General features: G+C 39.0%; 8 protein-coding genes and 1 pseudogene. 7 read left to right on the top strand and 2 right to left on the bottom strand.

Annotation, left to right across the window (positions count from 1 at the left end):
• Positions 1-200 precede the first annotated feature (200 nt).
• Positions 201-2471: an AraC family transcriptional regulator gene (locus TR08_RS21855; protein ID WP_045521851.1), complete on the bottom strand. Its 2271-nt coding sequence runs from the start codon at positions 2469-2471 to the stop codon at positions 201-203.
• A 426-nt stretch (positions 2472-2897) separates the two neighbouring features.
• On the opposite strand from TR08_RS21855, the gene TR08_RS21850 reads away from it, so the two are divergent.
• The 4 genes and pseudogenes from TR08_RS21850 to TR08_RS34050 form a co-directional block, all read left to right on the top strand.
• On the top strand, positions 2898-5327 hold the full coding sequence (locus TR08_RS21850) for a M60 family metallopeptidase (RefSeq protein WP_052427568.1): 2430 nt from the start codon (positions 2898-2900) through the stop codon (positions 5325-5327).
• An 83-nt stretch (positions 5328-5410) separates the two neighbouring features.
• Positions 5411-7870 carry a M60 family metallopeptidase gene (locus tag TR08_RS21845; protein WP_052427567.1) on the top strand — a complete coding sequence of 820 codons (2460 nt, stop codon included), beginning with the start codon at positions 5411-5413 and terminating at the stop codon, positions 7868-7870.
• A gap of 173 nt (positions 7871-8043) precedes the next feature.
• Positions 8044-8760, top strand: coding sequence for a GntR family transcriptional regulator (locus tag TR08_RS21840; protein WP_045521850.1), 717 nt, complete (start codon positions 8044-8046; stop codon positions 8758-8760).
• Positions 8761-8812: 52 nt separating this feature from the next.
• Positions 8813-8879, top strand: a pseudogene (locus TR08_RS34050) (hypothetical protein); the annotation flags it as partial.
• Positions 8880-9003: 124 nt separating this feature from the next.
• Here the strand turns inward: TR08_RS34050 and TR08_RS21835 are convergent.
• A complete protein-coding gene (locus TR08_RS21835; RefSeq protein WP_052427566.1) occupies positions 9004-13347 on the bottom strand; it encodes an alpha-amylase family glycosyl hydrolase in 4344 nt (1447 codons plus the stop codon).
• Positions 13348-13381: 34 nt separating this feature from the next.
• Here TR08_RS21835 and TR08_RS34045 point away from each other — a divergent pair, with 34 nt between their 5' ends.
• From TR08_RS34045 to TR08_RS21825, 3 genes are all read left to right on the top strand, one after another.
• On the top strand, positions 13382-13612 hold the full coding sequence (locus tag TR08_RS34045; protein ID WP_370576386.1) for a DUF2535 family protein: 231 nt from the start codon (positions 13382-13384) through the stop codon (positions 13610-13612).
• Positions 13613-13819: 207 nt separating this feature from the next.
• Positions 13820-14338 (top strand): PH domain-containing protein, encoded by a 519-nt coding sequence (locus TR08_RS21830; protein ID WP_045521849.1) that lies wholly within the window; start codon positions 13820-13822, stop codon positions 14336-14338.
• Complete coding sequence (locus tag TR08_RS21825) at positions 14335-15759, top strand: PH domain-containing protein (protein ID WP_045521848.1); 1425 nt, start codon at positions 14335-14337, stop codon at positions 15757-15759. The genes TR08_RS21830 and TR08_RS21825 overlap by 4 nt, the downstream gene beginning before the upstream one ends.
• Positions 15760-15768: the final 9 nt, after the last annotated feature.

The following is a 15768-nucleotide window of genomic DNA, read 5'->3' as shown; positions in this document are numbered from 1 at the left end:
TTTCAAGGTGTATATCCGAATATTCGTTTAATTCCGAACAATCAAGTGCTGTGGCGGTTTTGTTTTCTTCTATTTTGAAAGATTTGTAGATATTCCAAAAAAATGAATATACTATTTTCACGACTTTCTACGTGACAAACCAATAAATCTTATTAAAAAAGGCATGAACCGGATGTTTAGATCCGGTCCACGCCCAAAAATTAACTACTTTTTTCATATTGTCCCGGCGGCAGTCCTACATATCTCTTAAATGTACGGATGAATGTGTTTACATTGTTGAAGCCTACCATTCCGGCCAGTTCCTTTATTTTTACCTCTCTGTTTTCTAAAATCTCCTGCGCTTTTAATATTCGGTATTTATTCAAGTAATCTTTATAATTTTCACCGGTATGATTTTTAAAAATGGTACTGGTATAGCTGGAAGACAACCCAAATTCAACGGCGAGATCATGGAGAGAAATATCTTTTTCATAGTTTTGCTGAATATAATTCAAAAATTTCGTCGCAATCGACGTTTCTTCCTTACTCTCCGTCGTACTGATTTGCGTTAACAGCACGGAAAAGATCAAACGGATTCTCTCCTCTAATTGGTCTTTATCATGAATTTGCTGAAGCTCAAAATGAAAGGTGGAAATTTCATCACCAAAAATCTCTTTCGATGTTTTATTGGCCGCCTGCAATATCCGGTTAATCGTCCCTCTGATCGCGAACACAAATTGGGAGAGCGCATTCTTTGTCAGCTTCTTAGAAAGTAAATTTTCTTCAAGAACACGATTCAGGATTATTTCCGCTTTTTCAATGTTTCCCTGAACAACTAGTTGAATTAAGCTCCGTTCGACTTCAAACGGAAAATAAAAGTTGGTCTGATCCAAATATTTAAAATCCTCGTATGAGAGGACTGTGTTCCTCTCCAAGGCGAATTTACTCTCTAAAATTTTCAGCGCACTTTCAAATGAATGATAGATATTTTCCAATTTTGCAACAGGCTGGCCAACAGCTGTAATAATATTAAGCTCTAATTCTTTGTTCATCGTCGAGAATAACAGCCCCAGTTTTGAAACAATATTTTCCACATCTTCCTGATGAATGATCAGCACGATTTTCTCATAGCCATATTCAAATATTTCACAGGCAAACATCGGCTCAATTTCTTTAATAAGAATGCCAAGGATTTGCTGTTTTACCGACAAGATCCCCTCTTTAGAAAGTCTTTCCTGAAGCACGACATTGGAATCGACCTCAATCATGATGACCTTCAAATTCTCCTGTTTGACTTTTAGGTGAAAGCGATTTAATTTTTCTATAAACTCTTTTTGATTCATGGGTCCTAAAACCAATTCGTTTAGGAATTGCTGTTTGAGCGGCAGCTTATTGAGCTCGATGGTCTGCTTCAGATTTTCATTCATTGTGCTAATTTGATCGGTCGTACTTTTTATAAAAGAAAGTTCATCATTCCCTTCATATTTTTGGTATTGGGACAAATGATGAATGATATGTTGGATCGGTCGATACGTTCGATTCACAAAATAAGCTGCTAATAGTATTCCTGCTGCTAACAACGAAAGTCCGATCATAAAGGCTTTTACATACACCTCTTTCATCGCTGCAATCGAAGCTGGTTTTGGTGAAAAATAAACATAATTTAAATTACTGAGAATATCAGACTGTGTAAGATGAATATCGTACCTAGCCTTTCCCGTCGTGACAGAGCCGTGTTCAAAACTAAGCTCATCCAATTTAGCTAATTCCTTAGGATTAAGGATGTCCTCCACCTTGGCGGATTCTAAGTTGGTCTGCAAATATTTTATTTCATCCTTTGTTACCAGGCCAAAGCCTTCCTTGCCCTCTCCTTCCACAAAGGAAAAAAAGCTTTTTACATAAAAAGAAATAAAGAACAATGTTTCTACGTTATTAAAACTTGTTTCCTTTTTAATTAAAGTCAAATAATCACTATTATTTTCGTTCGATAGGATCATGACTTGATGATTACCATATTGCGGAGTTGATTTATGTACATAATTCTCTAATGCTGCAATATTCTTCTTAGAAAATCCTAATTCCTTAAAGAACATTTCTCTGTTCATCGTTGAATCTTGTGTGACGACTACGTTATCTGCAAGATTCAGTATCCCACTTTTATATTCAAAATTAGCAAATGCAGAATTATTGATTTTCAACTGTTTCAACACTTGCAGCATTCGGTAATAATAGTCTTCTTTTTGATTTGGCCTAATGTAATCTTTATATTCTTGGCTATTTTGCAGTTGCATCAGAGCATTAAAAGCTACCTGGATTCTTGTATCAATACTTTTTTTTGCCTGCTCCAGCAAGATTTTCTGATGCTGGCTTCGCTCCTTTTGGTACACTTCACTGCTGTCCTTGTATAAAAGGAAGGTGGTAACGGAAGAAAATAAGATAATAAAAATACCGAAGTACATCAGCATCTGCCAAAATAACTTTCTCCTTTTCATTTTTACCTCCTAAATATCATTAACGTAACGAATTGTCAGATTTCCCTTAAAGTGCCACCTTTTCACGAAAATATCAGAATACGTACTAAAGAGAAATAGGCGAAATTTACCATTTTGTATTTTTCGAAAATTTAGAATTGATTTCCACAAGTGATGATGTTAACTTAGTTTACAGTGAAAACACTTACAAAAAAAGTAACAAAGGAGGGTTCGTTGATAAAATAGTAAGTTGCTTTTCATTAACGATTTGGGTGCTGAGTTGAAGTTACTGGTAATTATATCATAACATCCATAAGAAAAACTTACTAGAATACTATTCTTCAGGTTACCCTATCATTCTTTCATCTTGAGTCAATTATGACGCGCTTACTGGTAGTAACATCATTACAACATTACAACATTACAAATGTAGGAAGAGGGTATAACGTGAAAAAAAATATAATAACAGTACTGCTCGCAGGTGGTCTAGCTGTAAGCCCCACTATTGTTCCCCTTGCCAACAATGAAGTACAGGCATTAAGCACTGTGGAAGCGGAGGAAATAAGCGAGTCTACTCAGGAACAGATAAAAAACGATTTGGCAAAGTTCTATAATGGGTTACAAGGATTTCCTAGTTACTCCAGTTCTCATGCAGGTGGTGTAAGTATCATCGGCGAGAATGCCTTTGCTGTTGCGATTAATCCCGAAACGGTTCCCATTCTTGGTGCGGCTAGATTTGGTAAAGGTAGAGTAGTTGCAGCGGGTATGAGTGAGTATTTTGATTTTACAAATACGGATTCAACAAAAACAGCTGTTGCTAGTAACATATTAAAATGGGTGACAGATAAGGATAAAGTCCTGCCCCCTCATTTAACCTACGAGGATGCTTTAAAAGGCAAAGGAAAAATTACAATGGTGACAAATAGAGAAATCCCAGTCAGTCCCGATTTACCAATAGAGTTAAAACACGTAGATAATTTCTTATCCATTCTTTTACACCCGTTAAAACACCAGGTTGTTTACGTTAATAATTTCCATCAGCCTTTATCAGACAAAGAAGTTCTAGCATTGCTTAAATATGTGAAGCAGGGAGGAGCGGTAATCTTTGGAGAAAAAGGCTGGGTAATGGAAGGTTATCCGAAAGAATGGATGGCGAATGAAAACAGTAAGCCAAACCTTTCCGATTACGGTATTCAAAAGTTCCTCAACGAAGTCGGCCTATCGCTAACCAATATTACAGCAACCACAAAGACAGCAACACTGCCACCTTTCTCCTATGAAAAAACACAAAATTATTATGTACCTGCACTTATTGACAAAGCAAAGGCGATTGAAAATGGATCATTTGATGTCAGCACCCTTGATATTGGTCCTGAAGGAGCGACATCCACTAAAAAGAAAGAAATTATTGCTCAAATTGTCAGTGGAACCATAGCCGGCTTAGTAGAGGGCCATCCTCTTCAAAAGAAAGTACTTTCTGACTTAAGCCAGCTTAACGTAACATGGCCTTTTATTAAGAGCGATTATCCCTATTCAAGTGCACTTTTAGCCTATCAGGTGAACGAAGCAACCTTAGACCCGAATGGGGAAAAATCACCGTATGCCGACCATTTTCCAGGTCCGGTTCCACAGGATGCACCTCTGATCACTAACAAAGAAATACAGGTCGATTTTGATTATGAGGATTTTAGCCACTTAAGAATGGCATATCCTCCTGGGAACTGGATCAGTACAGGTCTTTATGCCCCTGCAGGAGGCATGATCAACATTGAAGTCCCAGAAGGAACAGAGGATTTATATGTTCAAATCGGTTCCCACACAGATGTATTAACAGGAAAACCTACCTGGAGCCGTATGCCTGTGGTCGCCTTGCAAGAAAAGCTTGAGCCTGGGACGAATCAAATAAAAAGCCCTTATGGAGGCCTTATTTATCTCATTCCTAAAAAAGCAAAAGCGAATACAAAATCTTCTATAAATATAAGCGGTGCCGTTTCGTCCCCTACCTTTGTAAAGGGACAAACATCGAATGAAGAGTGGCACAGTACCATTAAGAACAACCCGGCACCTTGGGGCGAACTAGTCGGTGAGCACGTTATTTTCACATTACCAAAGGAGTCTTTATTAACAATAAAGGACCCGGCAGCACTCGTAGAACATTGGGATAACATAACAGCCAGCTACAATACTTTCGTCAGTATCTCGCCTGAATTACCAATCCCCCATAGAGGTCCCGATAGACAGCACCGATATGTGGCAGATGTTCAGATTAGCGCAGGCTATATGCATGCAGGCTACCCGATGATGATTCCAATTGACCCAGCTGCTTCTCATGTAGTCGATCCAGAATTGGCATTGATTAGAGGATGGGGATTCTGGCACGAAATGGGCCATGAATACCAGCAAAACTCTTGGAAGTGGGGAGATATTACAGAAGTCTCGGTGAATATCTATACTCTTTATATTCAGGAAAAATTTACGGATGTTCAAAGGCTGCTCCAAAAAAGTGCAGATGGGAAATCCCATTATGATAGAGCCTTTGAATTTATTGCCAATCCTTCCACTTCGAAGAAATTTACAAACTTGGATGGGATGGATCAGCTGGTATTTTTTAAACAGCTTCAATTGGCATATGGATGGGACTTCTATACAAAATTGCATAAAGCCTATCGTGAGCTTGATAGCAGTACGCTTCCAACAACAGACCAGCAGAAGAAAGATATGCTTTTATTTATGACTTCCAAAATAGCCGGCAAAAATCTTGTTTCTTTTTACCAGAAGTGGGGTTGGAGTCTTACAGAAGAAGGAATTCAAAAGGTGAATGCATTAAATCTACCAGAACCTGAGGTTGCTGTTGAGACATTAAGAGAATACGAGTAACCAATAAAATCAATCATTTCATAAGTAGAGTCGATAGCTTATCCTATCGGACTACTTATAAAAAAAATGAAAGTGGTGAAAAAATGATACCCCAAGTTAAGAAAATGATGTATTCATGCTTTTCCCTTCTCTTCTTATCTGCGGCAACTGTTCCAGCATCAGGTGCTGCAGAAGTTCAGTCTCCCATCCAGACAAGTGTGGCTCCAGCCCATTCAGTGGAGGAAGACTACCCTTTTTTTATAAAAGATTTAGATGGAATCCCTGTTGTTTCTGGGAGCGGAGGTGTTGCTGCAATTGGTGAAGATGCATTTACTGTCAATGTCCCAGAGGCAATTCCAAATATGGCAGCATCCCGGTACGGGAATGGAAAAATTGTGTTAGCAGGTGATCAAAGATATTTTTCTTTGCAAAATAATAAGGAGCCGCTAAGCTTGCTCTCTCGTAATATACTACTGTGGTTAACAGAGGATTCTGCTATTAATAATGGCAAGGGAACAAAATATACAGGAAGATATGAAGAAGCTTTAACAACTAACAAGACTTTAAAATTGATTACGACTTCAGAGGATTTAACGATTGACCCTTCTCTTCCCGTAGAAGTCGTAAAAGTAGACAAATGGGACAGAAGCTCGTTAAACCCCAATAAATATACAGTTGCTTTGATTGATGAATCTGTTAAGGAAAGTGAAATACCTATTCTTGAAAAATATATACATCAGGGCGGCAATATTATTGCTACTATATACGGTGGTAATTTAGAAGGCATTACAAGAAATACACCTGTAGAAAAAAGAGCAAAGCTCGGAAACTGGAGAGGAATCCGGATTAGCGAGCATTACCCTGTCCAGAATCTGTTAAATAGGACTGGTTTATCTCTGCTTAATATAATAACCAATTCATCCGGAACGTTAAATCATATGACTCCCGATACCATTAAGGAAAATCACTTTTTAAATCGACTAAAACAAGGAAAGGAAATTGAGGATGGAGTTTTAGGCTATGAAGATATTAATCTTGGCCCTGCTGGTACAGATAACGAAAAAAAGAAAAACCTTTTACTAAGTGTCTTAACCGAAACCCTGGAAACCATCACAATAGATTCTCCACTGTATGATTGGGCGATTAATGAAGCTGCCTCATATGGTAAAGTTCAGTTTCCTATTAAAAAGGGAGAAATGCCCTATCGTAATTCTTTATTAAACTTTCAATTTACTCATTTCACCATTGATGCAGGAAATGAAACGTCACCTTATGCTGATGAATTTCCAGGAAAAGTGTCTGAAACGGCACAACTTGTTCAGGACAAAAAGATATCTATTAATCTAGGAAACCCTGACCTTATGTACACTCGTGCTTTACCAAGCAAAAACTGGATTAGCACTGGTCTGTATGCACCTCCAGGAAAAGACATAACCATTAAAGTACCTGAAGGTGTTGAAAATGTTAGTGTCCAAATTGGCTCACACGATGATGAATTAAATGGATTGTCAGAGTGGAAAAGGGTGCCGAATATTGTTCACTTTAAAAAACTCACTCCTGGAACCAATGTGGTCAGCAGCCCATACGGTGGTTTAATTTATTTTATTCCCATGATGACTAATACTCCCAATCAGCAAGCGGATTTTTCCATAAGCGGTGCAATCGAAGCACCCTACTACGAAATTGGGAAGACCACCGAACAAGAATGGCAAAAAATAAAGGCTAGAGGTGCCACTACCCCGTTCGGTGAATTAAAAGGAGAAAAACTCATTATAACCCTTCCATCTGAATACTTATTGGAACTGGAAGATCCCGGGCGAATCATGTCACTATGGGATGATATTATTACGGATTATGATCGACTCGCAGGGCTGGATACAGAAAAAGAAAGGCCAAATAAAAGACATCCGATCCCCTTCCGTATTGTTTTGGATAAACAAATTAAAGGCGGATTAATGCATGCTGGATATCCTATCATGTTACCAATTGAAAATGGTTCCACTAATTATGCGGCTTCCATACTTGATGAATCCTATATCAAAAATAACGCTTGGGGATTCTGGCATGAAATCGGACATGAGTATCAGCAGGCTCCGTGGACTTGGGGAGATCTTGGAGAAGTGACAGTCAATCTTTTCTCCCTTCTTACACAAGAAAAATTCAATAACCCCTCACGTCTATTGGTCGAAACCAATGGAAAAGACTCATATGACAGAGCTTTAGAATTTGTCTTGGATCCAAATCCTGATAAGCTTTACAAGCAATTAGGAAACTTTGAAAGACTAGTTATGTTCCAGCAGCTTAGAATGGTTTATGGTTGGAATTTTTATACGAGCATCTTTACAACTTATAGAGAGATGCCGGATGAACAGCTCCCAGCAACAAATCAGCAAATGATTGACACCTTTGTTACGATCGCTTCCAAAACAGCGGGAGAAAATCTGGTAGAATATTTCTCTAAATGGGGAATTTACTGTTCGAACGATACTCAATCTCTAATTGAATCGTTAAATCTTCCTAAACCTAAGACTGAGATATGGCTAATAAGAGAAGAGAAAAAATAATAGGTAAAGCAGCACATTAGTAAAAAAGAGCAATGTCATTTTTAAGACATGGCTCTTTTTTGCTGCGCTAATTTTCTGACTTCACAGAATGACAATGGAATACTAAAGTCTTTCAATGTATAATTAGTGTATTCGAAAATAGATTAAATTAACGCAATAAGGAGTAATATATGATGATTAAAGATCCGAGATTACCCCTATATTTTCAATTGATGGATACCCTCCTCGAAAAAATTGAACTTGGAGAACTGAAAGAGTATGAAAAGCTGCCATCTGAAAGAGAACTCTGTGACTTATATAATGTTAGCCGGACCACAGTCCGTCAAACCATGCAATCTTTAGAACGGGATGGATATATTTATAAAGTACATGGGAAGGGAAGCTTTGTCTCTCCCAAAATATATAATCAAAGCCTAGTCCAATTTTATAGTTTTACCGAAGAAATGAAGAGAGCAAGAAAAAAACCTTCTACCCAAATACTCTCCTTCGAACAAATTATTTGTGAGGATAACATTGCAAAAAAAATGAACCTATCAGAAAATTCAGATTTATATAAAGTGACCAGGCTGCGATTAGCAGATGATGAACCAATGCTTTATGAAACTTCTTACCTCCCAGTCTCTCGTTTTGAAAATTTAACAAAAAATCAGTTAGAAAATAAGCCGATGTATGAAATTTTCCGTGAATCTTATAAAGTAACAATTACCAGGGCGAGGGAAACGTTCAAAGCAGTATCCACACGATCGATTGAAGCTGAATATCTTCAAATAATTGAAAATACCCCAAGCCTCATGCTTGAGCGTACAACCTATGAGCACGATTCCATTATTGAATATACTGCTTCTATCGCTAGAGGTGATAAGTTTTCATATACAGTAGAGTTGAAATAATAGATTAAATTCCATGTCCATTACATCGAATAAGGCGCTCAGCGTCACTGCCGTTCTAGAATTTGCAGCAGAATTAAAAGCAGATTCCGTCCTGCAAGCGTCTTTACAGTCTGCCAAATGGATCTGGTGCCACAGCTGCTTTAGGTGCATTCGATTATCTAATTCGAAATTAATATACTCCATAAGTCCTTTTCAAAAAAACCTTACTTCCGATTATGACGAAGTAAGGTTTTTTTCATAAAATTAATTTCTAAAAATCGACAATTCCATGTTTTTCGTAGCTTTGCCAATGGCACCGCCATCATTTTTAAAGATGGTTGATTGGTTCTCTGTTGATGGCTCAATATGGATAGTTATTTTGTTTTCTCCTTGATTTAGCTTGATATTACGGGAGAATGTCATGTCGTCATTGACGGTTACGGCCTCTCCATTAATGGTAAGGACACCTTCTTTAATCGCGTTCCCCTGAAGGATGATACTGTCCGCTGCGACACTTTGCCCATCCGTATGAGAAGTCACAACCACTGGCATATCAATCCATCGGAGGATTTTATCTTGAACAACCATTTGGTTACCACCTTGATTTGTTACGATGATCGAAAGGTCGGTTCCCGTTGCTCCGTAACCATAATAGCTCACGTCATCATCATTTGGGTTCGACGGAGTGTGGTCTGCTAAACCTTCTTGCTCCCAAGAACCATTTTTGACGTATTTGTAAGTAAGCACTTCACCTTCCTGTGCTTCGATTGTGTACTCATAATCATTTGTGACGGCGCCGCCGCGTGTCATCTCCCATGCGCCCGTATTCCAGCCGTTTTTTGATCCTGGCATCGTTATGTTGATTCCTTGTGGAGTGTACGCTGGTGCGTTGACTTTAAAGGTTACCTTAACAGTTATAAGTTCAGGCGTCACCGTACCAGAGTTTGATTTTACAATATTACCAGCCTGATCATACACGTGCACTTCGTACGAATACAATTTTCCGTTCGAAACATTGATATCTTTGTAAGTTTGCTGTGTTGTATCAAACAACATATCGAGAATATCACCATCGCGGACAATGGCAATCACATATGGATCATTTGCTCCTTCTACTTTCCATGAAAGATTGACCTGTCCAGATTCCTGCTCAGGCTGTTCCAACGTTACTTTTTCAGCTGGAGCTGTGGTATCTTCCCCTTTTGTAAAACTTACCTCCTGCGTTTCACTCGTGACCCAGTTTCGACCAAGGTCAGTTGAAAAAGCAAAACGATATTCATAGTTCCCTTCTTTTAATGGAAGGAAATTGGCACTAAAGACATTTGCGGTTTCCTGTTGATTAATATAAGAAGACTTATAGATAGTCCAGTTTTCATTACCAGGTTGTTTTACCTCGAGCTTTGCCTGTAAGCCTTCCATTTGATCTGTTTCTGTTTCACCTTGTACAAAGATATTAGCAGTAACGGTTTGTGGCTTCGAAAGGTCAATGATGCCCGTTTCAAGTGCGGTTACGTTCGTAATCTGGTAATTTCCATCCGTTAACTCAACATGTGGAATAACCGCATTCTTTGTTGCTGTTTTATTTGAATCATTCCCGTTTTTATCCAAAGCAGCAACGGCAAAATAATAGTTCCGGCCATTATCTAAACCATCGATGGTTACCGTATTCGCAGACGTCTCCGTTACTTTTTTATAAAATGCTCCAGATATCGTTGTTTGATAAATGGCATACTTAGCGGCATCGCCTTCCCACTTTAAAGTTGCTGAGTGACTACCTTCATCAATAGTTAATCCTGTTACGGCAGCCGGACGTTTCAGATTTTGACCTTTATCAGACACAAGCATACGGCCGCTCATCGCTGGAACCGTGACTGAAAGCTTTCCATCTTTTGATACAGTTGTGAACTTTCTATCAAGCTGGTCTGTTAATTTCACACCATTAATCAATAAATCTTCTAGTTCAAGCTCAATCGTTTGTTCTTCAGTGCCTCTGTTTGTTAAAACAACCGCAAAGTTCTTTTTGTCTGATCGGGAGAAAGCAAGAACATCGCCTTTTGCATAAAGATGGTTTAAATCACCGTAACTGAAAAGGTCATGATAGGTGTTTCTTACTTTTCCAATCGATTGATAATGTTTTACAAGATCGGTGTCCTCGTTACCCCAAGGATACGTTCTGCGGTCATCGGGGTCCTTCGACCCTGTAACACCCGCTTCATCACCGTAATAAACAGTCGGCGCACCCGCATAACCCATTTGCAGAATCGCCGCAAGTTTTAAGCGCTGAATTCCGATTTGATGGTTGTAATTTTTATCGTACTCTGCACGTTCAAAGGAGTCGGTTCCATTACCTAACACAAATGCTGCGCGAGGAGTGTCATGAGAGCCCATTAAGTTCATAAGGGAGTAAAATGCTTCTTTCGGATAATCTTCGTATACCGCATTCAACTGATTTTCTGCCCCTTCGGCATTTCCGTTCTTCAGGTAATCGATAAGAGCACCGCGGAATCGGTAATTCATAACCGAATCATATAAGTCGCCAAGGAAATATTCAGAAGCATCATCCCAGATTTCACCTAGAATCAGCGGTTCATCTTTCTTTCCGGTCTTAAGCTCATTACGGAATTCGCGCCAAAATTCAGTGTCAACCTCGTTCGCAACATCTAAACGCCAGCCTGTTGCACCCCGATCCAGCCATGTTTTGGCAACAGAATCGTCATCATACATCATGTAGTTAGCAAACTGCTTATTATTCAACTCTGATGAGTAATCCACCGCTTCTCCAGGAATCGATTTGATTTCTGGCAATGAATCGAAGCCCCACCATGCCTGGTATTTATAAACACCTTCAACCTTCACATTTTCAATGTTAAACCAGTTGTGGAAACCATATGGGCTAAAGGTTTGTCCCTCTTCCTTTAATTTTTCTTCTACTTGTTTCTTAGCCTCTTCTTCTGTTACTCCTATATTAACGAGGTCATAAATGGCTGACCAGTATTCATAAGCACCAACCGTTTCATATTTTCCATAACGGTCAAAGTAGATGGAATCGTCACCGACATGGTTAAATACGCCGTCTAAAATTAAATGCATTTTCCGTTTCTTTAGTTCTTTTGTGAAAGCTTTAAATTCTTTTGGAGAACCAAACATTGGGTCGATTTCCTTGTAGTCTGTCGCATCGTACTTATGGTTCGAAGATGCATAAGCGATTGGGTTTAGATAGAGTGTGTTGACACCTAAAGATTGAATGTAATCGAGTTTCTTTTGAACACCAGCAATGTCACCACCGAAGAAATCATTGGACCAAATTTCATCTCCATGATAGCCTTCGGAAGTGGCTTCACGCGGGTTGTCCGGAAGCTCGCTCCATTCTTGATGTTCGATTGGCTCTTCGCCGCGTGCTGTATCTTTTGCATCGTCATTCTTTTTATTTCCATTGAAAAAGCGATCCGGAAAAATCTGATACACAACCGCTTCCTTCATCCAATCTGGCGTTTTGTACGCTGGATCAAAAACCGTTAATTGGAATAGAGACGCATTAGCATCAGAAGTTGTCCCATTTCCACCTTCATTAATGTCTTCACCGTATTCCTTCTGAGATTCTCCGTCACGCGCAATAAACTTATATCCGTAAACGCCCTTTTCTTCCGGTTTTATATCTGCTTCCCAAAACTCTACAGGTGTAGCATCTATCTCAACCCATCCGGCATATTCCATTTCCACCATGATGGTATTACCAGTGCTGTAGTTTTTCAACTGAACCTTTGCAGCGGTTAAATCGCCCTTCTTCGCTTGAAGACGAAGCTTAACCGTATCCCCTGTCTTTACTGCCCCGAATGGTGATCTGTAAGCTGGATCCCAAGTATTATGAAACAGCTTATCTCCTTGGACATTGCCATCTGGCAAACCTGAATCATAATCGGTGTACACTTCCTTTGTATCATGGTTATAAAAGAATGTAACCATCGTGTCTTTTACGACATTTAGAACAAAATTATCCGCTGGATACGCGGGAGCATCCCAGTTGTTCCCAAGAACAAGCTTAAATTCATGTTTTCCTTTCGGTACTTGTGCGGTATAGGTGTAAATATTGTCGAGGTCTTCATCCTTTAATATCGCAGTTGATTCACCTGGCGCCCACTCTCCACCAGCATTCAGCTCAGGTTGGATATCTCCCACAATCCTTGGCTTCTGGTCATCTGGCAGCTCCATCGGAACAGAAACTTTATGCGTAATATCATCGTAAATAAACGTGACTTGTTTTTCCTGATCAAGAGACAACATATAATTATCACCCCCAGAAACCCCATTTACTCCATAGTTTTCATCCCATGAACCATTAATCGCAATTTTATATTCATAGTTTCCTGCAGGAAGCGTGCCCGTCAGCTTGTACTTCCCATTTTCCTGAAGTGTCATTCTTGTAGCAAAGTCAGCTGGATTCCATTCACCCGAACCACCAAGCTCATCCTGTAAGCTGCCGACTAGCGTTACCACCCTTTCAGCTGCTTTTGTTTCGTTTGGGTTTATAAACCCAACTCCTGCAAGCGTTTGCATAAATAAAAAGAAAAGTGCTATGAAACTTACGATCTTCCTCGATTTTCTACTCATCCATCCATCCCCTTTTTGAACGATTTTTGAGCAAGTGCTTCTTTGTGCAAACGCTTGCTCAAAAACTATTATCTCATTTTCTATATTTTCTGAAGATAGGATATTATTACTTATTAAGGGATTTATTTATAGGTCTTTATGCTTGTTTATTGCTTATAGTATTGAAAAACACAGGCATTCTTTCCGTGAACATTTGAAACGAAAAATGAGTTGGCCTGACTTCAAGGAGTTATATAGTATTCAGGATTTTAGAAATAACGCCTAACCTTTCTAAAAAAATTCTTTTTATCATCTATAAAACAAAGGGTCTGACCCCACTATCTCAAACATATAGCGGGGTCTGACCCTTTTGTGACATCAGAGAGATTGTAAGTTGAACAATCTATAATTTGTAAAAAAATTCCCATCGCAAATGTCGAAAAGTGAAACTATCTGACTCCTATCCTCGTATGAATTAGATGAGGTGAAAGTGATGTACATAAATATTGAGGAACCAACAGAAACAATTTCAAATGACGCAATGAAAGTGTGGAGAATGTCAAATACCATTGGACACCTGTCAGCAATCCTGATTATTGCTGTTCTGGTCTTATGTTCAGAAAAGTTTGGCTGGTATGGTTGGATCGGTATTGTCCTTTATTTTCTTAGCGGACTATTCGTTGTATCAGCCATTTTTTCCATTTTCATTGAACCAACTTACCTACAAAACACCTGGAGGTATAATATCAATCAACAATTCGTTCAGTTGAAACATGGGAAATGGCAAGAAAAGCACACCTTAATACCGATGGAAAAAGTAGAATATGTTCGAACAGAACAAGGTCCTATTATGAGACGCTACGGATTGTACAACATTGAAATTGGGACCACAGCTTCCAACCATATCATTCCTGCCATTCCATCCGAAGAAGCAAAAAAACTAAAGGCACAAATCGCTGTATATGCAAAATTAAAAGATGAAGATTTAGCGGAAGGAGAAAAAGGCGCATGACCGATGGTGTAAAACGGTACCACCCCGCTTTCATTGCGGTTGAGCTAGTATCATTCTTAAAAGGCTCTATTGGATTTTTTCTCTTTTTATTTATTTTAAAAGCAACCTCCACGGCGACCTGGGTGATTTGGGGACGTTACCTTTTCTTAATCGCCTCCGTCTGCACGATTTTTTCCATTATCTTAAAATGGTACTTTCATCGATACGAAATCGTTGGGAATTCCATTGTTGTTTATGAAGGTGTTTACGTTAAAAAACAACGCAGCGTCGCTCTAGACCGTATCCATAACCAAGTATCGAACGCTACTTTTGTTCACCGGTGGTTTGGACTAACCTCCCTCACGCTTGAAACCGGTACAAGTGGAGAAAATGCCAGATTCAATTTTCCAGTCATTACTGAAAAAGAGAAACAACAAATCCTTCTTACCTTGGAACGAAGGGAAGTTTCTATAGAGGCAGTGGAAGAAGGAAAATCCTCAAAGCGTACGATTCATTTTCATTCAACTAAAAAGGATTTGGTTAAGGCGTCCTTTACATCACTTAGCTTCTTGGCCATCTTTCCTTTATTAACTGCGGTTTATTTCAATCTGGCAGATTTTTTTCAAATCGAAGAAACAGCAGAAAATGCTCTGGATTACTTATTAATCCATTGGTGGATGTTGATTGTTCTCTTTGTCTTAGCGCTAGCCTTATCTGTTGGGATTGGGTTCATAAAAACCTCCGTGAAGTATGGAAATTACGTGATCAGTGATGATAGTGAGCGAATTTATATTGAAAAAGGGATCGGGAATTTTATCAGCTTCTCTATTCCAAAACACAGGGTACAAGCGGTGATCGTTGAACAAAGCATTCTTAAGCGTTTACTTGGATTAGCGTCCATAAAGCTACTCAGCGCAGGAGATGATAAAGGTCAGGAAACGAGTTCATTATATCCCTTTATGCCCAAGCATGAGGCTTATCGAATTTTACAAATCATGCTGCCCCACTATCATATTGAAGAAAATATGAATCGATTTCCATTTAAAGTCCTATGGCTTAAACTTATTCAACCCTATTATTTAACGATTTTGGTGATAATCGGATTGATGATTTTTAAAAGAGAGTGGCTATGGGTGGCTGCCATTGTCTTTGGACTTTCGATTCTCTCTCGTATTCTGGACTACTGGTTCACAAGCTATATTCGTCATGGAAAGACCGTCCAAATTAGAAAAGGTGGATTTACAAATGAAACCTTTGTCACCCACCGTGAACGAATACAACAGATCACCGTAAAGCACTCCTGGCTGCAACGGAAATTTGGTGTCGCTACCCTTGTTTTTACAAATAAGGCGAAACCACTACATGAGAGTGAATTATATGGAGTTTCTAAAGAAGAAGCAGGTAATTTCTATAACTGGTATCACACGAGGTCCGCTTCATAGTAAGACAAA

This window comes from Neobacillus niacini (genome assembly GCF_000759675.1).
Taxonomy (GTDB): domain Bacteria; phylum Bacillota; class Bacilli; order Bacillales; family Cytobacillaceae; genus Neobacillus; species Neobacillus niacini_A.
This window is presented reverse-complemented; position numbering and strand designations above follow the sequence as displayed.